The organism is Chryseobacterium sp. 'Rf worker isolate 10', assembly GCF_050753305.1.
In the GTDB taxonomy this organism is placed as follows: Bacteria; Bacteroidota; Bacteroidia; order Flavobacteriales; family Weeksellaceae; genus Chryseobacterium.
Genome location: NZ_JBOZOF010000001.1, coordinates 967,797 through 990,368, shown reverse-complemented (window position 1 = coordinate 990,368; position 22,572 = coordinate 967,797). Strand labels below are relative to the sequence as shown.

23 protein-coding genes are annotated in these 22,572 nt (G+C 35.6%); 8 read left to right on the top strand and 15 right to left on the bottom strand.

Annotated features, from left to right (window positions below; all coding sequences use genetic code 11):
• On the bottom strand, positions 1 to 705 hold the full coding sequence (locus LKL37_RS04345) for a DUF4294 domain-containing protein (protein ID WP_431609375.1): 705 nt from the start codon (positions 703 to 705) through the stop codon (positions 1 to 3).
• 51 nt (positions 706 to 756) lie between these two features.
• Here LKL37_RS04345 and chrP point away from each other — a divergent pair, with 51 nt between their 5' ends.
• Both chrP and rpe read left to right on the top strand, forming a co-directional pair.
• The gene (chrP, locus tag LKL37_RS04340; protein ID WP_431609374.1) at positions 757 to 1,830 is read left to right on the top strand and encodes a chryseobasin maturation metalloprotease ChrP; all 1,074 of its coding nucleotides are present in this window, start codon (positions 757 to 759) and stop codon (positions 1,828 to 1,830) included.
• A gap of 117 nt (positions 1,831 to 1,947) precedes the next feature.
• A complete protein-coding gene (rpe, locus tag LKL37_RS04335; protein WP_105702994.1) occupies positions 1,948 to 2,598 on the top strand; it encodes a ribulose-phosphate 3-epimerase in 651 nt (216 codons plus the stop codon).
• A gap of 215 nt (positions 2,599 to 2,813) precedes the next feature.
• Here rpe and chrI read toward each other — a convergent pair whose 3' ends face one another.
• The 3 genes from chrI to chrA are packed head-to-tail and all read right to left on the bottom strand — an operon-like array spanning position 2,814 to position 4,657.
• The gene (chrI, locus tag LKL37_RS04330) at positions 2,814 to 3,305 is read right to left on the bottom strand and encodes a chryseobasin maturation helper ChrI (protein WP_431609373.1); all 492 of its coding nucleotides are present in this window, start codon (positions 3,303 to 3,305) and stop codon (positions 2,814 to 2,816) included.
• Positions 3,306 to 3,334: 29 nt separating this feature from the next.
• Complete coding sequence (chrH, locus tag LKL37_RS04325) at positions 3,335 to 4,432, bottom strand: MNIO family chryseobactin maturase (protein ID WP_431609372.1); 1,098 nt, start codon at positions 4,430 to 4,432, stop codon at positions 3,335 to 3,337.
• Between the two features lie 3 nt (positions 4,433 to 4,435).
• A complete protein-coding gene (chrA, locus tag LKL37_RS04320) occupies positions 4,436 to 4,657 on the bottom strand; it encodes an MNIO class RiPP chryseobasin precursor ChrA (protein ID WP_431609371.1) in 222 nt (73 codons plus the stop codon).
• 155 nt (positions 4,658 to 4,812) lie between these two features.
• Between chrA and LKL37_RS04315 the strand changes: the two genes are divergently transcribed.
• The gene (locus LKL37_RS04315) at positions 4,813 to 6,660 is read left to right on the top strand and encodes an alpha-L-fucosidase (protein ID WP_431609370.1); all 1,848 of its coding nucleotides are present in this window, start codon (positions 4,813 to 4,815) and stop codon (positions 6,658 to 6,660) included.
• A 78-nt stretch (positions 6,661 to 6,738) separates the two neighbouring features.
• Here LKL37_RS04315 and LKL37_RS04310 read toward each other — a convergent pair whose 3' ends face one another.
• From LKL37_RS04310 to LKL37_RS04270, 9 genes are all read right to left on the bottom strand, one after another.
• Positions 6,739 to 7,155 (bottom strand): nucleoside-diphosphate kinase, encoded by a 417-nt coding sequence (locus tag LKL37_RS04310; protein WP_076355787.1) that lies wholly within the window; start codon positions 7,153 to 7,155, stop codon positions 6,739 to 6,741.
• 588 nt (positions 7,156 to 7,743) lie between these two features.
• On the bottom strand, positions 7,744 to 8,670 hold the full coding sequence (rsgA, locus tag LKL37_RS04305; protein WP_431609369.1) for a ribosome small subunit-dependent GTPase A: 927 nt from the start codon (positions 8,668 to 8,670) through the stop codon (positions 7,744 to 7,746).
• A gap of 164 nt (positions 8,671 to 8,834) precedes the next feature.
• Positions 8,835 to 9,914 carry a chorismate mutase gene (locus tag LKL37_RS04300; protein ID WP_431609368.1) on the bottom strand — a complete coding sequence of 360 codons (1,080 nt, stop codon included), beginning with the start codon at positions 9,912 to 9,914 and terminating at the stop codon, positions 8,835 to 8,837.
• A gap of 401 nt (positions 9,915 to 10,315) precedes the next feature.
• A complete protein-coding gene (locus LKL37_RS04295; protein WP_431609366.1) occupies positions 10,316 to 10,891 on the bottom strand; it encodes a hypothetical protein in 576 nt (191 codons plus the stop codon).
• Between the two features lie 38 nt (positions 10,892 to 10,929).
• Positions 10,930 to 12,015: a DNA polymerase III subunit gamma/tau gene (dnaX, locus tag LKL37_RS04290; RefSeq protein WP_431609365.1), complete on the bottom strand. Its 1,086-nt coding sequence runs from the start codon at positions 12,013 to 12,015 to the stop codon at positions 10,930 to 10,932.
• Positions 12,016 to 12,113: 98 nt separating this feature from the next.
• Positions 12,114 to 12,746 carry a TetR/AcrR family transcriptional regulator gene (locus LKL37_RS04285; RefSeq protein ID WP_431609364.1) on the bottom strand — a complete coding sequence of 211 codons (633 nt, stop codon included), beginning with the start codon at positions 12,744 to 12,746 and terminating at the stop codon, positions 12,114 to 12,116.
• A 5-nt stretch (positions 12,747 to 12,751) separates the two neighbouring features.
• Complete coding sequence (locus tag LKL37_RS04280) at positions 12,752 to 14,008, bottom strand: aminotransferase class I/II-fold pyridoxal phosphate-dependent enzyme (RefSeq protein ID WP_431609363.1); 1,257 nt, start codon at positions 14,006 to 14,008, stop codon at positions 12,752 to 12,754.
• A 429-nt stretch (positions 14,009 to 14,437) separates the two neighbouring features.
• On the bottom strand, positions 14,438 to 14,791 hold the full coding sequence (locus LKL37_RS04275; RefSeq protein ID WP_431609362.1) for a helix-turn-helix domain-containing protein: 354 nt from the start codon (positions 14,789 to 14,791) through the stop codon (positions 14,438 to 14,440).
• Positions 14,792 to 14,888: 97 nt separating this feature from the next.
• Positions 14,889 to 15,626: a response regulator transcription factor gene (locus LKL37_RS04270; RefSeq protein WP_431609361.1), complete on the bottom strand. Its 738-nt coding sequence runs from the start codon at positions 15,624 to 15,626 to the stop codon at positions 14,889 to 14,891.
• Between the two features lie 89 nt (positions 15,627 to 15,715).
• Here LKL37_RS04270 and LKL37_RS04265 point away from each other — a divergent pair, with 89 nt between their 5' ends.
• On the top strand, positions 15,716 to 16,363 hold the full coding sequence (locus LKL37_RS04265; RefSeq protein ID WP_431609360.1) for a DUF1349 domain-containing protein: 648 nt from the start codon (positions 15,716 to 15,718) through the stop codon (positions 16,361 to 16,363).
• Between the two features lie 92 nt (positions 16,364 to 16,455).
• On the opposite strand, the gene LKL37_RS04260 is transcribed toward LKL37_RS04265, so the two are convergent.
• Positions 16,456 to 16,665, bottom strand: a complete 210-nt coding sequence (locus tag LKL37_RS04260) for a hypothetical protein (RefSeq protein WP_431609359.1) — start codon at positions 16,663 to 16,665, stop codon at positions 16,456 to 16,458.
• Positions 16,666 to 17,415: 750 nt separating this feature from the next.
• Here LKL37_RS04260 and LKL37_RS04255 point away from each other — a divergent pair.
• Both LKL37_RS04255 and LKL37_RS04250 read left to right on the top strand, forming a co-directional pair.
• Positions 17,416 to 18,390 (top strand): sensor histidine kinase, encoded by a 975-nt coding sequence (locus LKL37_RS04255; RefSeq protein ID WP_431609358.1) that lies wholly within the window; start codon positions 17,416 to 17,418, stop codon positions 18,388 to 18,390.
• A 5-nt stretch (positions 18,391 to 18,395) separates the two neighbouring features.
• Positions 18,396 to 19,007, top strand: coding sequence for a response regulator (locus LKL37_RS04250; RefSeq protein ID WP_431609357.1), 612 nt, complete (start codon positions 18,396 to 18,398; stop codon positions 19,005 to 19,007).
• Between the two features lie 129 nt (positions 19,008 to 19,136).
• Here LKL37_RS04250 and LKL37_RS04245 read toward each other — a convergent pair whose 3' ends face one another.
• A complete protein-coding gene (locus tag LKL37_RS04245; protein ID WP_431609356.1) occupies positions 19,137 to 19,982 on the bottom strand; it encodes a hypothetical protein in 846 nt (281 codons plus the stop codon).
• A 342-nt stretch (positions 19,983 to 20,324) separates the two neighbouring features.
• On the opposite strand from LKL37_RS04245, the gene LKL37_RS04240 reads away from it, so the two are divergent.
• The gene (locus LKL37_RS04240; protein WP_431609354.1) at positions 20,325 to 21,212 is read left to right on the top strand and encodes a helix-turn-helix domain-containing protein; all 888 of its coding nucleotides are present in this window, start codon (positions 20,325 to 20,327) and stop codon (positions 21,210 to 21,212) included.
• 115 nt (positions 21,213 to 21,327) lie between these two features.
• Positions 21,328 to 22,530 (top strand): MFS transporter, encoded by a 1,203-nt coding sequence (locus LKL37_RS04235; RefSeq protein ID WP_431609353.1) that lies wholly within the window; start codon positions 21,328 to 21,330, stop codon positions 22,528 to 22,530.
• Positions 22,531 to 22,572: the final 42 nt, after the last annotated feature.

Below are 22,572 nucleotides of genomic sequence, written 5' to 3'. Positions count from 1 at the left end.
TTATTTCTTAACTTTAAAATCACTGGCTCCCGGGTAAGGCTGCAGATAGCCTGAATTCCAGTTGGACTGGAGGAGTGATTCTATAAATTCATCAGTTCTGTTAGTGTGTGGATCATAGCGGTCTTTCAAATCGATATCGGCCATTTTTCCTTTTACATTCCACCAGAAAGCGCTCCATCCACCTCTCAGTTCTTTGATAATTTCAAATACATTTTTTCCGGTAGCCCTGTTCATCAGCTTTGCAAAAACCTGCCCCTCGGTAGTGGTAAGATCTCTCAGTTGTTTTTCATACTGATCAGCAAGCATATTCTGTCTTTCTCTTACAAATTTTCTTTTGGCTTTGCTGTCCATATCATTCATATCTACCTGGATATCTCTGTACTGCTGTAACGCAGTCACAAATAGTGGATATACTCTGTACAGCTTTTTATTGAGGAAATAATAGTAATTCTTATCCAGCTGATTATTAAACCTTGGCTTATTCACCAAAACCAACTCATCCAGTACGACTACAGGTTCACCATTGATCTCGTAAACCTTCATCTTTTGCTGTTCGTCGTAATAATATTTATTGCCAAATTCATCCACTTTCAGGGATTCAGGCGGATATTGATTGAGCGGTTTTGCTACTATACCATCCTTTTGGCCAAAAACACTGACTCCAAAAAAGAATATGAAAAGGCAGATAATCTTACTAAAATTCATTATTTTTACACTTATAAGAACAAAAATTAAACGCAAAAATCATTCCTTTTTATGAAATTTGAAAAGAAATCTTTGAAATTTTTAGAAAATTATTTAAACACTTCATCACCAACCGGTTATGAACACAAAGGACAAGAAGTCTGGATGGACTATATCAGGCCGTATGTGGACAAAATAGAAGTAGATCATTATGGTACCTGTTATGGGATCATTAATCCGGAAGCCGAATTTAAAGTAGTGATTGAAGCACATGCTGATGAAATTTCATGGTACGTCAATTATATTACAGATGACGGATTAATCTATGTCATCAGAAACGGAGGTTCCGACCAAACAATCGCCCCTTCAAAAGTGGTTCATATCCACGGAGAAAACGGGATTGTAAAAGGCGTATTCGGATGGCCGGCCATTCATACGAGATCCAATCAAAATGAACCCACTCCAAAAATCGAGAATATCTTCATCGACTGTGGTGCCACCTCTAAAAAAGAAGTGGAAGAAATGGGAATTTTTGTAGGATGTATGATCACTTATCCTGATGAGTTCTTTGAAATGAACAACAGATATTTTGTATGCAGAGCGCTGGATAACAGAATCGGAGGTTTTATGATTGCTGAAGTAGCGAGACTTTTAAAAGAAAATAAAAAATCTATTCCTTTCGGGCTTTATATTACCAATTCTGTACAGGAAGAAGTAGGTTTATATGGAGCAGACATGATTGCTGACACCATCAAACCCAATATCGCGATTGTGACGGATGTTACCCACGATACCACTACCCCGATGATTGAAAAGAAAAAAGAAGGTGATCAGAAATGTGGTGCAGGACCGGTAGTATTTTTTGCTCCAAGTGTTCATCATACCATCAGAGAACTGATCATTGATACTGCAAAATCCAAAAAGATACCTTTCCAAAGAGCCGCTGCAAGCAGAGCTACAGGAACAGACACAGACGCCTTTGCCCATTCTAACGGCGGAGTACCAAGTGCGTTAATTTCCTTACCTTTGCGCTATATGCATACTACGGTAGAAATGGTCTCTAAGGAAGATGTAGGCAATGTGATTAAACTTATCTATGAAACCATTCTTAAGATCAAGCCGGAAATGAAACTGAAGTATCATTAGTAGAATCAAGATGCCAGACACAAGATTCAAGACAATCAAAATATGAACACAAAACACTTGTTTTCAACCTATTTTGATTCTTGGTTCCTGACTCTAAATATCTAATATAAAGTAAAAATGAAAACGAAGCTTATTGCTCCATCCCTTTTATCTGCAGACTTTGGGAATCTGCAAAGAGACATTGAAATGCTGAACAATTCTCAGGCCGACTGGTTCCACATTGATGTAATGGACGGCAGGTTTGTTCCTAATATTTCATTTGGTTTCCCGGTGATGAAAACAGTTCAGCAGCATGCCAAAAAATTCGTAGATGTTCACCTAATGATCGTGGAACCTGAAAAATACGTTGATGAATTCATCAATCATGGTGCAGATCTTATTTCTGTACATTATGAAGCATGTACTCATCTTCACAGAACCATTCACCACATTCAGAGTAAAGGAGCAAAAGCGGGTGTGGTTTTAAACCCATCCACTCCGGTATTAATGCTTGAAGATATTATTGCAGATGTGGATCTTGTCTTATTAATGAGTGTAAACCCAGGATTTGGAGGTCAGAAATTCATTGAAAACACCTACAAAAAGATTGCTGAAACCAAAGACCTGATCTTAAGCAACAACTCTACAGCGCTTATTGAAATAGATGGCGGTGTAAATATTGACAATGCTTCTAAGCTTTTTGAAGCAGGAGCTGATGTTCTTGTTGCCGGAAATGCTGTTTTCTCAGCAGAAAGTCCAGAAAGAATGATCGAACTTTTAAAAATTTAACAGATCGGTTATCCTAATAATAAACAAAAGGCAGCCAATGGCTGCCTTTTCTCTTGTTTGGAATTAAAGTCTTCGTGGTTATAAATCTTTTCTCAGCATATAAAATGTTAAGATCTGTTTTGTCTTGCTAACAACACAAAGATCAGAATAAAACCATTGCTGTACATCCGTAGAAATACCGAATCTTTTATTAAGTATTTTTACTTAATCCTTCTCTAAACTTCCCTGTCCCAGATACAGGCACAGACTACAAAAATGATTGAAATGACAGAGAAGACCGTCCTTATATTATTCAGAAAATTCCATCTGTTTTCAAAATTATCACGCATCTGTTTGATGGCTTCCGTTGTAGAACCGGAAATATCAAACTTGTCCAAAGCATCATTCATCGGAACATTCCCGGCAACTGTCACCCCGAAAACTCCAATCAGGTAAGCCAGTGCTGCCAGCAGGAGAAAAATAAAAACAGGCTGATGTCCCCGGAACATAAAAGCAGATACAGGAAGAAGTATTGCTGTTCCCATAAAACTCATAAAAAAGACCGGATTAAGAATTTCCCGGTTAATGTTCTGCATTGCTTTCAGGTATTCTGCATCAGAAAGTTTCCCAAGCCCAAGCACAACCGAACATGAATAAGCATAGAAAAGCCCTCCTATCAAAGCAGTGAGGACAGCGGTAATGATCAATACAAGTGTTGTCATTTTCATATAATTTGATTTTGGTTATCAGGATAGAATTAATAAGGATTCCATTTTTTAATAATATTCTGGGCAGTAAGAATCATTTCCAGATCCCAGTTCTCTGTTTTAAAATAATGAAAGTCCAGATCTTTAATAACCTTTGCCTCTACATTGTCAAAAAGAAGCTTGGTAAGCCTAGATTGCTCTTCAAACAAAACCAGATCCTCCAAAGGCTTCTCAGAGAGTTTTATTTCCTTCTTATTCCAGCTTTTCTCATCTCTTTGTTTCCAATCTGAAGCTTCGATGATTATTTTAACTTGATTAAAATCAGTCAGGAAATCATTTTTCTGTCTTTCTGTTTTCAATGTATGTCCCAGCCTTTCAATGATGACATATTCAAGATTTTGACATTGTGTCAGCACAGAAGATAAAACAGAAAATATTTCTTTGGGGATAACATCATCATGTGTATCTCTCCTCAACGGCTTTTTCCCGTAAACACTATCCTGCCAGCTCCCTCCGGAAAGATGAATCTCTTTTACTTTATTCAAAGGATACAAATCAATTATTTCCCGAAGCTCTACGTTGAAATTACAGGATTGACAATAAATATTATGAAGATCTAGAATCAGAAAACCATCAGTATCTTCGATCAGTTTATCAAGGAAAACACCTTGTTCTTTTACATCATCTATGGAAAATGAAAAGGCCAGATTTTCTATACCAACAGGAATATTAACAGCTTCCTGAAGCCTGTACAGCCTATCCTTACCTATCTCTAAAGTTTTGTGATGAAGTGATACAGGCAAAGGTACTCCCTGATGAAAATTTTCAGTATTCATGAAACCAAAATGTTCCGTGATGTGATTATATTTTCGTAAAGCGACTTCTTCTTTAAGTTTTTTCAGCCATTCTTCCTGTCTTTCTGTCCATCTTGCATCCAACAGCGAATAATAGACACCATGCCCTATTAAACGCTCATTCTCAGAATAAAAATTCAGAAGATCACGAAGCCAATCAGGTTCATGGGCATGATAAAGGGTATCAAAAGACCATTCCAATACATCCACGGAATTATCTTGTAGCAGCGGCAAAACAGCAGAAACAAATTCTGCTTCTGCCATCATTGATATTCCTAACAGCGGCTTGCTCATCTTTTATCCCATTCCGCAAGCCGGACAGCCATGACCATGAGGAACAACGCTATCTTTCTTCACAATAACTGCAGGCTTGCCTGGTTTTGGCTTCTCCGGAGTTTCAGTAACTGCTACTTTTTTAATTTTCTTTACAGGCTTCTTCGTTTTATCGACTGGTTTAGTAGTTTGTGCAGAAACCCCTACAGCCAATAAACTTGCCATTAATACTAGTGGAATTTTCATAATTGCTTTTTTCAGATAAAATTTACAATAAACGTTCCATTTATAAAAATACAATAATAAGCAACGTTTTGATACTATTTATTAATAAATAATAGAAACTATTTTATGCTGTAATGCTTTCTTTATTTATATTTATTGTTAAAATAAATCTTTATATGAAAAGCAGTCTGATTAAAGCTGTTTTCCTGGGATTAATATTATCTGCAAATAGTATTGGCGCACAGGTTCAGACGGTTGACAACAGCAAAAAGATGGAATGGTTTAAAAACGCCAAGCTTGGGATTTTTATTCATTGGGGAATTTATTCTGTCAATGGGATTTCTGAATCGTGGTCATTTTTCAACAATTATATCAACCACGAAAATTACATGAAACAGCTGAATGGTTTTTCAGCTTCAAAATATCAGCCTGGGCAATGGGCAAACCTTATTAAAGAATCCGGAGCAAAATATGCTGTTATTACAACCAAACATCATGACGGGGTTTCATTATGGAACTCAAAAGCAGAAAATGCAACCACGATTCCTCAACAGTCTCTGGCGAAAAAGGATGTTTTGAGCCCTTTTGTTTCTGCTCTGAAAAAATCGGGATTAAAAACCGGACTTTACTTCTCTTTACCAGACTGGAGCCATCCTTATTATGACATCAATACCCGTACAAAAAAACGCTACGAAATAAAAAATGATCCGAAACGATGGCAGAATTTCGTCAGTTACTATCAAACTCAGCTTAATGAACTCTCTTCTCAATATTCACCAGATCTTCTTTGGTTCGATGGAGACTGGGAACATACTTCTGAAGAATGGAAAGCTCCTCAGACATTAGATCTGCTCAAGAAATACAATCCTGATATCATTATCAATTCAAGACTCAACAATCATGGAGATTATGATACTCCTGAGCAGGGAGTTCCTGTAATTCCACCACAAAATCCGTACTGGGAACTTTGCTACACCATGAATGATTCATGGGGATATCAACCCTATGACAAAGCATACAAAACACCCAATATGATTGTCAGAACTCTGGCAGATGTGATCAGCATGGGAGGAAATCTTCTGCTTGATATTGGTCCGAAATCAGACGGCACCATTCCGGAAGAGCAGATTGAAATCCTGAAAAACCTTGGCCGATGGACATCCAAAAACCAGCAGGCCATTTATGAAACAACCCGCGGAGTTCCTTTTGAAAATTATAAAGGAAAATCTTCTTTGTCTACTTCTAAGAAATCTTTATTCCTTTATCTGGAAGAAGCCAAAAACTTCACAAAAATCTACGGACTAGCAATAAAACCTCTTTCAGCGAAAATCATAGGAGATCCTTCAGCTGTCATTACAATGGATCATAATTCCGAAAAAACACTGACCCTTCATTTTTCCAATGTGAAATTTGACAAAGATGTCACTGTTGTGGAACTTACTTTTGATACTCCACCCGTTTTTCTGAAAGATTTTAAAACAGAAGAACGTTCTCTTGCCGAAATATTAGATTATAAGAATACTCAGGAAGCGGCCTACAATATTGCCAACATGCTTTATAAGGGCAATAACCTGCTGACTTCTTCAGGGTTGACCAGTGATGGACTTGACATGAAAATCAGGAAAACAATTAAAACCAATCCGGAAACCATGCAATGGATAAGTAAGCATGCAGAAGCGCTTTTTGAAACTGAAAATGGATTACCAAGTGGACATTACTCAGGAATAAGCACACTGTCAAAAGACAAACAGACGCTTTATCTTTTTGTGGAAGGAGCACCTACAGGTCCAATTGCCTTAAAAGGAATAAAAAATGGGATTGCCAGAATAAGAGTTGTAGGTGAGGGCACGATGCTGTCACATACGATATACAATAAACTTTACTGGAGCAATCGGCCGGGAATTATTTATATTGATATACCAAAAGAAAAGCTTGATAAGCAGATGACCGTCATTGCTGTTCTACTTGATAAGCCCCTGGAACTGTATAAAGAAAATGTGGGAGCCATTGAAAATAATCTTTAGCATTACTAAAAATACGAACTATAAAAAGCAAAATCCGGAGAATTCTCTCCGGATTTTTTATTTTGTAAGATAATCTTCTTAGAAAATCTCTCTTCCTGAAAAATGGAACTGAGCTTCGATTAATGCATTCTCGTTAGAATCTGAACCGTGAACAGCATTTTCTCCGATGCTTCTTGCAAACATTTTTCTGATTGTACCTTCTGCAGCTTCTGCAGGATTAGTAGCACCGATTAATGTTCTGAAGTCTTCTACTGCATTGTCTTTTTCTAAAACGGCAGCTACAATAGGACCAGAGCTCATAAATTCTACTAATTCTCCATAAAATGGTCTTTCAGCGTGTACTTCATAGAATTTTTTTGCATCAGCAACTGTAAGCTGAGTTAATTTTAAAGCTTTGATTTTAAAACCTCCTTCAGCAATCTTACCCAATATAGCACCGATATGTCCGTCAGCAACAGCATCAGGCTTAATCATAGTGAATGTAATGTTAGACATAAATGTATATTTTTTTAATGGCGCAAAATTACAAAAAATATCTTTGATTTTTATTTTAATTTTTTTTTAACATAAAAATAACTTTTATTAAGAAATTGTGAACCAATCTTTGGCATAGTAATTGTTTATTCTATTGCGATTCTCATGTTTAATTTGAGTTTTCATGGTTATTAGTTTTTACCCAGCTTCGGCTGGGTTTTTTATTTTCAAAAAATAAGGCATTTTTTTATTAATTCTACAATTTTCAAACCGATATTAAATTATATTTAATGATATTGTAGCTTTTATTTCAATTGATAAAATAATTCGTCTTTATAAAAAATGATTTTTAAAATTAATCAAAATGTGACAAAAGTGGAGTTATCTGCCAAAATAGTCACAGCAAAAAGTAGAGTTATTTAAAAACTGATTTTTTTTCATTAAAATTCAAAGAAAATAGTTTAAGAAAAACAAAATACAATCAAGAGTATTAAATTTAATCTTTAAAAAAATATTTTCACTAAATATTTTTTTCCAAATAACAACAAGAGGATATGTACAGATTGTCCGAATAATCTGCAGCTGTTATAAATATGCGTATGTTTCTAATTATTTTTGAGAAGCCTCTTCTGCCTCATCCATCAGTTTAATGTAAGTGGCATAACGAGAATGCTGAATTTCGCCTGTTTCAAGAGCATCAATAACAGCACACTTTGGCTCATTAATGTGAAGGCAATTGTGAAATTTGCACTCTTCTCTCTTTTTGAAAATCTCAGGGAAGTAATGCTGTACTTCTTCTTTTTCAATATCAATCATGGCAAACTCACGCACACCTGGCGTATCGATAACATTTCCGCCAAAATGCCAGAAATGCATCTGTGCAAAAGTAGTTGTATGTTTCCCTTTAAGATGGGTGTCAGAAATCTCGGATGTCTTTAAGTTCAGTCCGGGCTGTAAAGCATTCACTAAAGTAGATTTCCCACAACCGGAATGGCCAAAAAATACCGAAGTTTTGTCTTTAAGAATTTCCTGCAGCTGATCAAGATTCAGTTTTGAATAGGATGAAATCTCCAACGTGTCATAGCCTATTTCCTGATAAAGAAACTCTATGTCCTTTACAATTTCAATTTCTTCTTCATGAAGAACATCTATTTTATTAAAAAGGATAACTGGTGTAATATTATAGGCTTCGCAGCATGCCAGAAACCTATCAAGAAATCCTAAAGATGTTTCGGGATGTTTCAGTGTAAAGATAAAACATGCAAGATCAATGTTAGAAGCAATAATGTGAGCTTCTTTTGAAAGGTTCACCGATTTTCTGATCAGATAATTGGTGCGTGGTTCAATTTTCGTGATCCAGGCGATATCATCCTGTTCCAGTTGAAACTCAACAAAATCTCCTACAGCAAGTGGATTGGTAAGTCTGGTTTTTATTAATTTGAATTTCCCCCTGATTCTGGCCTCGAAAATTTTATTTGTTTCCAATTCCAAAACCTGGTACCAACTGCCTGTAGATTTAATGATTTTTCCTTTCATAGATAATGCTGGTGCAAATATACGCAATTAGGGCTTAGCATTCAGGAAATAGGTTTAAAAACAAATGTTTCAATCCCCTTACATCCTGACGTCTAAGCCCTAATCTCTATTTTTAGCTGGAAATTTAGTAAAAGCTTTGCTTTCTTCTACCTGTTATCCGCAACTTATCTCTCAATCATAATATTATTCTGAACCTCAATAGACTCTTCGTGAATTGCTTTGAAAACTTTTTCAATGAATTCCTGAGACATTCCTGTTTCTTTTGCTTTCTGATTAGCGTATTCTGTGATTACTTTCCAACGTTCGGGCTGGAAGATCGCAATATCATTTTCTTTTTTAAGTTTACCGATCTTTTCAGAAATTTTCATTCTTTGAGAAAGAAGTTCAATTAACTGGAAGTCAAGATCTGAGATTAAAGTTCTGTGTCTTCCCATTTCTCCTTCAAAACCTGCAAGATTAGAGCTTCTTACTTTCAGATTACCGATAAGGTCGGCAAGAACCTCAGGTGTAATCTGCTGAGAAGCATCACTCCACGCCTCATCAGGATTACAGTGTGATTCAATGATAGCACCCTGGTATCCAACATTAAGTGCTTCCTGTGTGATATCAGCAAGACCTGTTCTATTTCCGCAGATGTGAGAAGGGTCTATCAGCATTGGAATATTGGGAAACTGGCTTTTGAAATCAAGGGCAATCTGCCAGTTCGGGTTGTTTCTGTATTTTGTTTTCTGGTATGTAGAAAATCCTCTGTGAATTGCTCCAAGGTTCTTAATATCCTGCCCTAGAAGTCTTTCCAAAGCTCCGATCCATAATGCAAGATCCGGATTAACAGGATTTTTCACGAATACCGGCTTATCAGTTCCCCTTAAAGCCATTGCAATTTCCTGTACCGTAAATGGATTTACTGTAGAACGTGCTCCAATCCAAAGAACGTCAACATCTGCTTCTAAAGCTGCAAATACGTGGTGTGCATTGGCAACTTCCGTAGCTGTTTTAAAACCGTATTCTTCTTTTACTTTTTTTAGCCAGTTCAAACCGATCACTCCTACTCCTTCAAAACCGTTTGGTTTAGTACGAGGTTTCCATATTCCAGCACGGAAAACAGAAACATTGGCGTTGGATTCTTTAATTCTTCTGGCTGTTTCAAGCATCTGAGCTTCACTTTCTGCACTACATGGTCCCGCGATCATTAAAGGCTGTGTAAGCTCATTGATCCACTCATTTTTTAAATCATTTAAATTCATTATTCTAAATTTTATTGTTTTTTTATATAATTTTTTTTGTTGACAGCAATAGCCCTTTGGATTATAAAATTTAATTTATAATTCTTTTCAAAAAATGCCGTTCAAAATTGTTTAAAGGAATCAGGAAAATAATAGGGCTCTACTTCTCCTGTATTTTTTGGAAAGAAATTCAGTTAACAGTACCAATAAAATCGGTAATACGTTCTAAAATTTCTATAATAAGAAGCAGAAAAACTAAAATAACCGCTAAAAAAGTAATTAGCGGGTGCAAAAAAAGACTGATATGTGTTATTCAATTTTTCCATTTTATTCTGGAAATGTCTTTGTTTAGCGTTTCTGGTTGCAATTTGTTCTTGTTGAAAACATATTTTCAACAGAAATATTTGACAAATATATAAAAATTATGTCAAATCAAACTTCATTAAATCATCAAGATCTTTTAAAAGTGGATTTTTTTCTATAAGTTTTTCAAAAATTTTTCTTTTCGTCACCACCTCAATCTTCAGATTTTCAACGTCTCTGACGTATTCTACCTCGATGATATGGTTCTGAATTTTTCTTTTAAAATGATTAAAAAATTCTCCACTTATTTTATCAAATTCTACTTTTGCAGAATCTGAAGGGAACAAAACTTTGATTTTATGTTCCTCGGCTTTTTCCAGCTTGAAGGTTTTTACTGCATTAAAAACAAAGTTGTCTTTTATCTGAAGCTGTTTAAGCATAATTTTCCATTCCATCTGCAGATCTGTATCTGTAAAATGGTTTTGAGGAAGATTTTCGTTTTTCAAAACAACATTTTCGGCTGTTTCCACTTTATCTTCTTTAGTAAGGAAAGAATTGATGCTGAAACCGGAAGAAATTCCCGGTCTTGATAAGGGTTTGGACGTTTTTGTTAACGGAGCTGTTTCAACTTTTTCTAAAGCAGCAGGCGGTTGCTCTATTTTAGTTTCTTTTTTCTCCGGAGCTTTTTCCGGCATTTTCACTTCCTGTTTCTCACTGAGAAACGGAGCCAGAATCAGGAACTTTTTTTTTTAGTATCGCCTAAATTAGCTGTCAGTGAAGCCAGCTGCATTAATGCAATTTCAACCGTAAGTCTTGGATTTTTGGAATTCTTATAATTAATATCTGCATGGTTGCAAATCTCAACGCCATCTATAAGCTGCTGGGCGGCCCACTTCTGTCCCTGTTCTACAAACTTAGCTTTTGTCTTCTCTCCTACTTCAATGAGTTCCATTGTAGAAGCATTTTGCGCCATCATCAGATCTCTGAAATGATTCCCTAATCCGGCAATGAAAATATGGGGATCAAAACCTTTCTTTACAATTTCATTGAATGCAAAAAGCACTTCTGGAATTTTGTTTTCCTTGGCAAGATCTACAATATTGAGATATTGATCATAATCCAGAATATTTAATACTTCAGCAGCTTTTGCCAGCGTAATATTTTTCTGGGAGAAGGTAGACAACCTGTCGAAGATAGAAAGAGCATCTCTTAATGCACCATCAGCCTTTTGGGCAATCAGATACAAAGCGTCGTCTTCATACTGTATATTTTCTTTCTGGGCAATATTTTTGAGGTGATTCTGGATATCTTCAATGACAATTCTCTTGAAGTCATAGATCTGACAACGGGATAAAATTGTTGGAATAATTTTATGCTTCTCTGTGGTTGCCAAAATAAAGATCGCATGGGCAGGCGGTTCTTCCAGGGTTTTAAGGAATGCATTGAAAGCGGCAGAAGACAGCATATGAACCTCGTCAATAATATACACTTTGTATTTACCGACCTGAGGTGCAAATCTTACCTGGTCTATCAGTTCCCTGATATCATCTACGGAGTTATTGGATGCAGCATCCAGCTCATAGATATTATAAGCAAAGCCATCTTCTGAAACCGAGCCATCTTTCTCATTGATTTTTCTTGCCAAAATCCTTGCACAGGTAGTTTTACCCACACCACGAGGACCACAAAAAAGTAATGCCTGAGCTAACTGACTTTCTTCAATTGCATGTTCTAAAGTATCCGTAATATGGGATTGTCCTACAACTGTATCAAACTCTTGAGGACGATATTTTCTTGCAGATACTATAAAATTTTCCATTGGTCAAAAATAAGAAATATAGTTTTAATTTGAAAATTAAAAGTTTTCAAATATCAACAAAAAACATATTTCTGTTTAAATCGGAAAACTTTTAACCTCTACTTTTTCTTGCTGTATGCAAAGTCAATCAACTCAACGATAGCGCCTTCAATCTCTTTTCTACCTTCTTCAGTTTTCAGGTCAATACCGCAGAACTTGTTGGCGTTATATCCTGTATAAAGGTTAAGATAGTAAGCTCCGGAAACAATCAAAGCCATAATAGCTCTGTGTCTTGTAGCTACTCCTTCACCAAAATAAGGATCTGAGATATTCCCAAATAAAACTTCTCCTACTTCTTCACGTTGTTCGACTGATTTCTTAAGAATAGGCTTACTTTCTGAAAGCTCCCAAAGGATAATCTTCTGAAGTTCTTTATTCTTCTTCAGGTTTTCGAACTGGTTTAATACAACCATTTTGGTAAGCTCGTGTCCACCATCAGAGAAATCCATATCAACATCCTGATTGACCTGGCTCCAGTAGTCCTGAGATTTGATATATTCATCGATTAACTTATCAGTACTTCCAAAGTACTCATAGATCAATTTTTTATCAAATCCGGCCACTGCGGCTATTTTACTTACTTTTAGTCCGGAGTATCCTTTTACTCTTAAAATTTTACCAACTGCAGCAAGCAGTTTTTGCTTTGTTTTTTCTTTGTCCCTAATGGGGCCCTGCACTACTTTTCTAGGCATAATTATTATTTTTTTGCAATATGCAATTTTTTATTAATATCATCAAACGCATTAAGCGTTTTGTCGAGATGTTCTTTTTCGTGTCTTGCGGTTACACTCATTCTAATACGCGCATCTTTTCTTGGTACAGCCGGATAAAGAATCGGGTTGGTATAGATTCCTTTCTCTATTAGTAGTTTCCCGGCCTCTCCTGTTACATAGGGGTCTCCTATTTTCACTGGAATAATTGCGGAACAGGTAACTCCGGTATCCAATCCCAGATCATCAAGTCCTTTTTTGAAATAATTGATGTTGCTCCAGAGTTTTTCTCTCCAGATGGGTTCTTCGTCTATTAAATCAATGGCTTTAACAATTCCTGCTGATGATGGTGGAGCTGTTGCTGAGAAAATCTGCTGACGGGAATGGAATCTCATAAAGGCAGCCAATTTTTTGTCAGCTATGACATATCCACCAAGGTTTCCAAACGTTTTACTGAATGTTCCTGTGATAAGGTCTACTTTATCCAATAATCCAGCCTGTTCCAAAGTACCTCTACCCGTTTCTCCAAGGATACCAACGCCATGTACGTCGTCTACCATTAAAAAGGCATTATACTTTTTCACAAGATTATAGATCTCATTGATTCGGGAGGTATCGCCATCCTGGGAATACACTCCGTCCACAATAACGAGTTTCGTACGGTACAGATTTTCAGATACCTTCAAAATGTGTTCCAAAGATTCCAAATTATTGTGCGGAAATGTTTTTTTATTGGTAAAAGCGCATCCTTCGTGTACGCTGGCATGCACGGCCATGTCTAAAATAGCAAGATCTTCTTTCTGCATTAAACATTGTAAACTCGCGCTATTAGCGGTATAGCCGGTAGTAAATACTACGGCTTCATCTTCTGTTCGTTTAAAAAAACTTGAAATTTTTTTTTCTAAGGCGTTATGGTAATCAAAATAGCCACCAATAAGAGGAGTAGCTCCTGTTCCTGTTCCATATTTTTCTATTCCCTCAATAGCAGCTTGTTTTACTTTTGGGTGCTGTGTAAATCCCAAATAATCACTTGATACAAAACTAACAAATTCTCTGTTTTGGTTTGCAATATTTACATTCAGTATTGCATTTGTTCCTGAAGTATTCTTCAGTCGATAGTTCATGTGTCCATTAGACTTTACAAAATCTAAATATTCATAAAAAATTTCAGCTCTTTGAGCCATATCATTATCTGGTATATTCTCAAAGTCTTTAATAGTTGCTGTTGTGAAATTGATGTTCATCCTTAATCTTGTTTGTTGTGTGGTTTAAAAGAAACAAATATATAACTATTTATAAGGCCTAAGCGCCTCTATTGAGATTAAATATTATTAAAGACACAATATTTTATTCTTATTATCTGGAAACCAAAGTATTTGTATCTGTATCAATCTTTTTAACGTTTTCACCTATTGAATTAATTAGTTTTTTCTTACCTAAATTTAATAAAAAAATCAAACAATAAAGAAATATTAGTAAATAAATAATAAAAAAATGTTATTATTTTTCACAAACAGCTCATTTATAAAAGATTATTTTCTTGTTATTTTAACATTTTAATTCACTAAACAGCTTTTTAAATCTGACAATTTAGACGGCCAAATCCCTACCCAGAGGCAAAAGCCGGCACAAATCTTCTGACACAGCAATATTAAACAAAAAAAGTGGTCAATTTAAGCTCTATTTGAATTTCTGAAATTTCCGGGAGTAAAACCGGTCATTTTTTTGAAAAATTTTGAAAAATTGGAAGGGTCGTAAGTAAAAATACGGGCAATTTCTGCTACAGATTTATCGGAAGTAATAAGCATTTGTTTGATCTGATCAATAATCTTTTCATCATAGAAGGAACAGGGATGCTGTCCGGTTTCTTTTTTAATGGTATCCGTAAGGTGCTTGTGAGATATTGCAAGCTCTCCGGCAATTTGGTTCAATTCCAGGAATTCAGGAACAGCTCCGGAAATAACATCATGGATATGACTATCCAAAAAGGCAAAATACTGAAGGGTAATTTCTTCGCTTCTTTTCATCGTGTAGGGTTCTTGCTAATCTGTATTCAAGATATAAATTTAATCATAAGATACAAAATAACACGGTGAACTTTTCGGATGATGCCAACTCGAATAGTTAATAAAAACTATCTTTAAAAGCCTGCGTAGAATTTTTCACCTTCAGTTTTTCCAGAATATTCTGGCGGTGCCTGCTTACGGTATTGATACTGATAGAAAGCAGATCAGCTATTTCTTTGCTTGCATAACCTTCGCCAACGAATTTTAAGACTTCCAGCTCCCTTGGACTCAGAATATTCTTATAATCAAGTTTATCTTTTACTACCACCTCTCCTTTTATGGTATTGATAATCATAAAATCAGGAGCTGAAGATGAAGAAAGAGATAGGTTATAAAGACAAAAAGCCAATCTCAGTTTGCTATTGTAAGGAGAATAAATATAAAACATACGGTGTTTTACCCAACGGTACTCCTCATTTTTATCTTTCATCCTTATTTTTGACACCACACTATAGGCGGTACGCTGTTCCATTTCCATGGCATCCAGTAATTTAAAAAAACGAAGTTCATGGATGTATTTCTTCAACCGGTCGTCGGGATGCATTTTTTTCAGCATTTCCTCTTCCCAGATGGTATTTATTTCTGTTGGACTTTCACCCATACTAAGTCCCAGTTCGGCCGCTGCTGCAGATTTATAAACATAGCTCTTATTCGCCTGCATATCGCTCAATACAGATATAGCACCTTCCATCTGAGAATACACAAGTGCCCTCTGCTTATAGATTTCTATGTTTAGCAGGCATTTTTTGGAGACATTATCCAGTAATTTATCGCTGAGTTGTTCACGGATTTCCATAATGGTTATTTATCAGTATTGACCCGATTTGAGTTTAATTATACTTTTGCTAAAATAATAATTTACCTGTAGAACTTATTCAAAAGAGAATGAAGAAATTATTTTTAGGCTTTTGTACGCTGATTCTGATTCAAAAATTGTCATCTCAGACTCTGGAAAAAATGACCTGGTTTAATGAGCCCGAAAAATGGGAGGTTAAAAACAACAGCCTGTCGATGTTTGTAACACCACAGAGTGATTACTGGAGAGTTTCACATTATGGATTTACTGTTGATGATGCCCCCTTTTATTACACCACTTACGGAGGTGAATTTGAAGCCAAAGTAAAGATCACAGGAAACTATAAAGCAAGGTTTGATCAGATGGGTCTGATGCTGAGAACAGACAAAGAGCATTATATCAAAGCCGGGGTAGAGTTTGTTGATGGCAAATATAACCTCAGCACAGTTGTTACTCATAACAAAAGTGACTGGAGCGTAATCACTTTAGACAAAACACCGCCTGCCGTATGGATAAAAGCGGTAAGAAGACTGGATGCTGTGGAAATATTTTATTCTTTTGATGATAAAAATTACATCATGATGAGAAATGCTCCTCTGCAGGATAATACTCCTGTAATGGTTGGTTTAATGGCCGCATGTCCTGATGGACAGGGATTCAATGCTGTTTTTGAAAACTTCAAAGTAAAACATCTGCCGGACGAGCGCAGACTGAAGTGGCTTGAAAACAATAAATAACGATTGAATTACACTTCAATATACAGTCAATTTTATTCACCTCCCATCATTTCCGGGAGGTTTTTTTATTCACGTATGTAACGGGAAACAGACTAACGGTTTTTAAAGGTTTTATGCAAATTCACATTACTTGCTTTATTGTCATTAAATAAGACAGACAGAATAACCTTTTTCCCAAACCAAGTCTTTCCTACCTGGTATGTCCAGATATCATGTTTAAAAAAATTGAATCCATCACCCATTTCCGCTTTCACTTCATGGCGTGTTTTTCCAATAAGATAGTTAAAATTATCTTTATTCATATCATTGTGTTTGCCACCAATCATCAAAATCAATGCCATTTCACAACCCTGCAAATCAATAGTTTTTATGATTATTTTTTTAATAAAAGAAGTGGTTTTTATGATAGAAGCAAAAGAACGAAAACATCAAAAGATCTCCTTAAGAGACCCTTTGCTTTTTGAGATAAAACCGTTTGTGTTCTTAGAATCATTATTGAGACCATGAAACGTCCTTAATTGTTCTGAGAATATTTTTGCAAAAATATGAATATTCATGAGCCTTAACAAAGACCTTATGTAGAATTAACCTCAGTTTTTTATCAAACTTTTACTACAAGAATGAATATATATAAATTAAACCTGTAATCAAAAAACAGTTAAAAAATTACAAAAACATCAATATTTATCATTTATAAAAATCGAAAAAAAATCGAAAATTCTGTACAGCATTGGGATTCAAACAAGATATTTCAAAACAAATTTATCACTTATTATTGAAATACTAGAAATATTTCAGAAAATGACAAGTACCACACCAACCGCAAAGCATGATAAAACTTATAGAAAACAGATTATAAGATACTGATTTATCTCCATAATTTCACTATTTTTACACGATCAAAAAATATAAAACACAAAAGACCAGAAAACTTCAATGATAAAAATTTATTTTCAATCGTTCCCGATCATTAAAAAAACTTCGACTTGTACAAATACTATTATTAACCACCTATTGCATTAGCAGCAGGTATAGACCAGTTTTGCACATATATGAGAGTTTGGGCATTTATTTTTGCTTGCATATATTTAAACGTTTCCGGACAGCGCCACATTTCCACGTGGTACAACATAGACAATAGGGTTTCACAGGTTGAACCACCCTTCTATCAGACAATGCTGTTCAGAGTATCTGCAGCCATCATTATTCTGATTATTATTATTGTTATTTTTCAGCTAACGACCAATTTCTTAAGAATAAAAAATAAAACATTAAAACAAATTGTTCATAATAAAAATTCTGAGCTAAAAGAAACCTATCTCCACCTGGAACTGGTAAAAAGCAATCTACAAAAGGAAACAGAATATCAGAAAAAACTGGTAGAAACCATTAGCCATGATATCACCACTCCAATCAGGTTTATTGCGATGCTTTCTCAAAAAATTCATGAGTCTGATGATGTAGAACTTCAGAAAAAATATTTCGACAGTATTTATAAATCTTCGGAGCAGCTTTATCAATTTACCTTGAACTTAAAAGAATATACGGAGCTGTACAAAGCCGAAAATATTTTTGAAGAAAAAGAATATCCTATCAACAGAATTCTGGAAATCAAGCACAGATTATTCTGTGAAATTGCTAAAGAAAAAGGAACCGTCATAACCAATCTGACAGAGCATAAGGTGTATTCGAAGGTCAATGAAAGTATTGTAACTGCCATTATTCATAATATCCTTGATAATGCTGTGAAAAATACTTTTGAGGGAAATATAACCCTTAATATTACAGAAAATCCACAAAAATCCATAATAATCATTGCTGACACAGGAACCGGAATGTCTGCGGAACAGATTGCCAACTATATGAATCTGTTCAGAAATCCTAAGCTGGAAACTCCAAGTTTCAAAGGAAAAGGCCTTGGATTACATATGGTTATCCATCTGGTGAAAAAGATCAATGCAGAAATCAGCTTCAGGCAAAACCAACCTGAAGGAACTATGGTAGAAATAACACTCACTAAAAACTAATTTGTATGAATGAAAGAATTTTAATCGCTGATGATCATTATGTAGTAAGGGCAGGAACCTCTTTGGTTCTTGAAACTGCTTATCCGGAGTTGAAAATAGATTTTGCAGAAAATTATGATCAGGTGAAAAAAAAGATCGCCTTTTCGCGTTATGATCTTCTTATTTTAGATATTGATATGCCGGGAACTCAGTACAAAAAAATGATTCCGGAATTGAAAGATATACAAAATGACCTAAAAATCCTTATATTCTCAGGATATGATAAAGATGTTGCTATCCAGTACATCAGAGAAGGTGCTGAAGGGTATCTGAATAAGCAAAGCAGTGAGGAAGAAATTAAGAATGCCGTGAAAACAGTAATCGAAAAAGGATATTTCTATCCTGCCGAACTAATTGGTCTTATTATTCAAAATAAAAGAGATAATCCTGTAGAAAAATTATCCTCCCGTGAGTATGAAATCTTCAAGCTTCTTGCTGATGGAAACGGAAACCTTGAAATTGCCAACAGGCTCAATATCCAGATGTCAACAGTGAGTACTTATAAAAAAAGGATTTTCCAAAAGCTTAATGTTGCTAATATTGCAGAGCTGATCAAAGTATACGAAATGATGCATTAAAAAGAGGCTGGAATAATTAAATTCCAGCCCCGGAAAAAACACAAATCTCATTAGGTTTTAAACAGCTAACCTATAGAGCCCGTAGATTTTTTATATTTCATTGCATTTTTAGAATCATCAAAAACCTTATTAATAGAGTCTCTGTACAGAAAGAAACAGTTCTCTTGTATTATCAGCAGTATTGGAATCTGTTGTTGTAGCATCACTGCTTCCTGTTGTAGATTTGTTATCTACACGGAATGCAAAATACACTCTGTACCATCTTGGTTCCGGTTCCTGGATTGTAATATCGAATGTTACGGTTTCATTATTCGTCTGGGTAAGATAAACACCATCATCAAACTGTCTGAAGGCTCCTGGTGATAGTTTAATATTTCCGTTATCAGAATCCCCGGTATGGGTAGACATTTCCGAAACCCAGATTTTCACATCTGAAGTTCCTACATTATAAAGTCTTGGATTAAAAGTGGTGGCTGCTCCTGTACCTGCTGAACTGCTGTTAAATTGAGCATCAAGCCTTAAAAAACCTCCCAACACAGGAAGATCTGTAAGATAGGTGCTTGCTAAAACATTAGCTCCGGAAGTACCTGCAGGAATGCTTCCATGATAGTAAATAAGATCTCCAATGGTAATATCATCGTCTTTACCCCCAAATGCAAACTTCCAGGTGGTTCCATTGAACATATAGTATCCGGCTTTATCTACTTTCGCCGTTTTTACAGAAGGTGCAGTCACAGCCTGCGTTACATAGACTAACGCTCCGGTCTGTGCGGCTAAATAAACATCATCTTTAGCTTTCAACTGATCTCCTGTTATTCTTGGAGCCATCACACCATCAGGCACAGTAACCACGTCTGGCTTTCCTTCTACATGTAATGTTACTTTGGGAGAATCTGTATTAATACCTACTTGGGAAAATGCAGCTACTGAAAAACACATCATTATGCTGGCAAGAGTTAATTTTATTTTCTTCATTTTAGTATATTTGTATTAAAAATTATTTGACTTATTTAAGAATTGAACAAATCATGTGGGATCAACTGAGATATCATCAGTCAACTTTTATTGAGCTAGCTGGTGCAAAGTTATCTGCATTGACAAATCAAATTCATGAATAATCAATGAAAAACCGGAAACGGTTCATCAAAACACAAATAGCTAACAATCAGTATTTTAATCCAGCCATTTTTTAATATTTGACTGTTGGAGAAACGTATTGGAATGATTTAAAATTATCTATTACCACAAATGACTACCGAACAAGACATACAAATTGAACAATATAAAAGACAACTGGTATATTATTACAATATTCTCATGTCAGTTATTCTTGCCATATTTGGTTTGATATTTACTTTTATCATTCCTGACAAAATAATGGCATGGTATCTTTTCGGGGGACTTTTTTTACTATTATACACTTACATGATCGTGCGTAAGACGTACTCGGTAGATGTAATGGTGCATTCTTATATTGTTATTGCAACCCTTTATAATTTTTACATTATGCTTGCTTTCTGGGATAATTCTATAGCAAGTTTTGTGTGGCTTATTCCAATTCCACTAGCCGCATATGTCTTCTTTCAGAGAAAGTATGTCTTTATTTACAGCCTATTTGTATTGCTGAATATTATTGTGGGATATCTTATTTCAAAAACATTCAGCTTTAATTTCCCAAAACACAGACCTGAAGATGTAAGAATTACAGACACCATTCTTATGATGTCCAATGTAGCTGTAATAGCACTCCTGCTCTATTTTAAGGATAAAATAAAAAGAGTTGAAATTTACCAAGAAATTGAAGAGAAGAACAAGAATACAGTGACCCAAACAATTCCTGCGGCAGAAAAAGCTCCTTTTGCAGATGAATTATTTGAGAAAATTGAACTTGTAATGAGGGAAAAACAACTGTATAAAGATGTTAACTTTAATATTTCAAAACTTTCTACAGAGATGGATATCAACAGCAGTTATATCTCAAAATCAATCCGTGCAAAAGGATATCCTAACTTCAACAATTACCTGAATATGTACAGAATTGAATGTGTAAAAAGGCTTCTTAGTGAAAATGATATTGAAAAGGTAACGCTTATGTATATTTACACGGAAGCAGGGTTCTCCAACCAGTCTACCTTCAACCGGGTTTTCAAACAGATGGAAAATATTACGCCTTCAGAATACATCAGCAGTCTGCAGCTTCACTGATTTGTTTCACCAATAAATATTATTGAGATAATGATTTTTAAATTCGGAAAATAATCAGGAAATTTACAGGACTTAATTTTCTGTCAAACCACTGCATTTTAATTGCAAAAAAATCATGAATTCATCTGAAAAAGCCATTCAGGGAAGCTCACGTTTCCGATATATCAAACTTTGTATTTTCTTTTCAGGACTTTCGGTTTTTGCACAGCTTTATCTTTTCCAGCCAATGCTGCCAATGGCAGCAGAGCAGTTTGGGGTATCCGTAGGTGATACTTCCCTGCTTGTATCATCTTCTACGATCGGTATGGCGTTGGGATTGCTATTTTTTGCTTTTAAGGCCGACAGCTATTCAAGAAAAGGCCTGATGGTATTCTCGCTAATTTCGTCTGCTCTGCTTACCATTATTTCTACATGGATTCCGAGTTTAAGCCTCCTTATTGCCGTCGGAGTACTGAAGGGTTTTGTTGTTTCCGGTGTCTCAGCAGTCGCCCTGGCCTATCTTACAGAGGAAGTAAATGCTTTGGCAGTGCCTGCAGCAATCAGTATGTATCTCAGTGGGAATACAATCGGCGGGATGAGCGGAAGGATAATGGCCACTCTGTTTGCAGGTGAATTCGGCTGGCGTAATGCCGTTCTTTTGATTGGAGTAGAAAGTTTCATTCTTGGGGCTGTATTTTGGAAATTATTTCCTGAATCGCGGTTTTTCAATCCACAGAAAACCGATTATCACCTCAAGGTAAAACAAATGAAATTTTTCCTTACCAATCCTTATATGCTTCGTTTATACTGTACAGCAGCTTTACTGATGGGTGTTTTTGTGAGTGTTTATAACTACCTGACGTTCAGACTAGAGGCAAAACCTTTTTCATTAAGCCATTTTATTATTGCTTTTATTTTTCTGATGTATATTTTTGGCGTCTTTGGAACGATGATCGTAGGCCGTCTTTCCAGAAGGTTTCCCATGAATAACATTCTTAAAGCATCTATCCTGTCTATGATTACCGGAGCCGCTTTATTGCTATCTAAAAATATCTATATTCTTATTTTCGGGCTTGGACTTTTTACTTTGTCATTTTTTGCAGCCCATACGATGGCAAGCCAGATGACTGCATTATATGCCAAACGTGGAAAATCTTCAGCAACTTCTATTTACTGGCTGTTTTACTATTTTGGTTCAAGTATTCTGGGAAGCGGCACCGGATATCTGCTGCATGCCTATTCCTGGAACGTTTTCATTGCCGTTCTTATTATTTCTGTAATCATCGCACTCATTTTGACGACTTTTAATGTAAATCCAAAAACAGCGACAAAACGCTAGTACCACATACATACCACATTTATTTTTTACAGATATGCAATA

Coding starts and splice junctions, on each gene's coding strand:
- LKL37_RS04345 (WP_431609375.1), bottom strand. CDS start 705: ATGAATTTTAGTAAGATTATCTGCCTTTTCATATTCTTTTTTGGAGTC.
- chrP (WP_431609374.1), top strand. CDS start 757: ATGAAATTTGAAAAGAAATCTTTGAAATTTTTAGAAAATTATTTAAAC.
- rpe (WP_105702994.1), top strand. CDS start 1,948: ATGAAAACGAAGCTTATTGCTCCATCCCTTTTATCTGCAGACTTTGGG.
- chrI (WP_431609373.1), bottom strand. CDS start 3,305: ATGAAAATGACAACACTTGTATTGATCATTACCGCTGTCCTCACTGCT.
- chrH (WP_431609372.1), bottom strand. CDS start 4,432: ATGAGCAAGCCGCTGTTAGGAATATCAATGATGGCAGAAGCAGAATTT.
- chrA (WP_431609371.1), bottom strand. CDS start 4,657: ATGAAAATTCCACTAGTATTAATGGCAAGTTTATTGGCTGTAGGGGTT.
- LKL37_RS04315 (WP_431609370.1), top strand. CDS start 4,813: ATGAAAAGCAGTCTGATTAAAGCTGTTTTCCTGGGATTAATATTATCT.
- LKL37_RS04310 (WP_076355787.1), bottom strand. CDS start 7,155: ATGTCTAACATTACATTCACTATGATTAAGCCTGATGCTGTTGCTGAC.
- rsgA (WP_431609369.1), bottom strand. CDS start 8,670: ATGAAAGGAAAAATCATTAAATCTACAGGCAGTTGGTACCAGGTTTTG.
- LKL37_RS04300 (WP_431609368.1), bottom strand. CDS start 9,914: ATGAATTTAAATGATTTAAAAAATGAGTGGATCAATGAGCTTACACAG.
- LKL37_RS04295 (WP_431609366.1), bottom strand. CDS start 10,891: ATGCCGGAAAAAGCTCCGGAGAAAAAAGAAACTAAAATAGAGCAACCG.
- dnaX (WP_431609365.1), bottom strand. CDS start 12,015: ATGGAAAATTTTATAGTATCTGCAAGAAAATATCGTCCTCAAGAGTTT.
- LKL37_RS04285 (WP_431609364.1), bottom strand. CDS start 12,746: ATGCCTAGAAAAGTAGTGCAGGGCCCCATTAGGGACAAAGAAAAAACA.
- LKL37_RS04280 (WP_431609363.1), bottom strand. CDS start 14,008: ATGAACATCAATTTCACAACAGCAACTATTAAAGACTTTGAGAATATA.
- LKL37_RS04275 (WP_431609362.1), bottom strand. CDS start 14,791: ATGAAAAGAAGCGAAGAAATTACCCTTCAGTATTTTGCCTTTTTGGAT.
- LKL37_RS04270 (WP_431609361.1), bottom strand. CDS start 15,626: ATGGAAATCCGTGAACAACTCAGCGATAAATTACTGGATAATGTCTCC.
- LKL37_RS04265 (WP_431609360.1), top strand. CDS start 15,716: ATGAAGAAATTATTTTTAGGCTTTTGTACGCTGATTCTGATTCAAAAA.
- LKL37_RS04260 (WP_431609359.1), bottom strand. CDS start 16,665: ATGAATAAAGATAATTTTAACTATCTTATTGGAAAAACACGCCATGAA.
- LKL37_RS04255 (WP_431609358.1), top strand. CDS start 17,416: ATGAGAGTTTGGGCATTTATTTTTGCTTGCATATATTTAAACGTTTCC.
- LKL37_RS04250 (WP_431609357.1), top strand. CDS start 18,396: ATGAATGAAAGAATTTTAATCGCTGATGATCATTATGTAGTAAGGGCA.
- LKL37_RS04245 (WP_431609356.1), bottom strand. CDS start 19,982: ATGAAGAAAATAAAATTAACTCTTGCCAGCATAATGATGTGTTTTTCA.
- LKL37_RS04240 (WP_431609354.1), top strand. CDS start 20,325: ATGTCAGTTATTCTTGCCATATTTGGTTTGATATTTACTTTTATCATT.
- LKL37_RS04235 (WP_431609353.1), top strand. CDS start 21,328: ATGAATTCATCTGAAAAAGCCATTCAGGGAAGCTCACGTTTCCGATAT.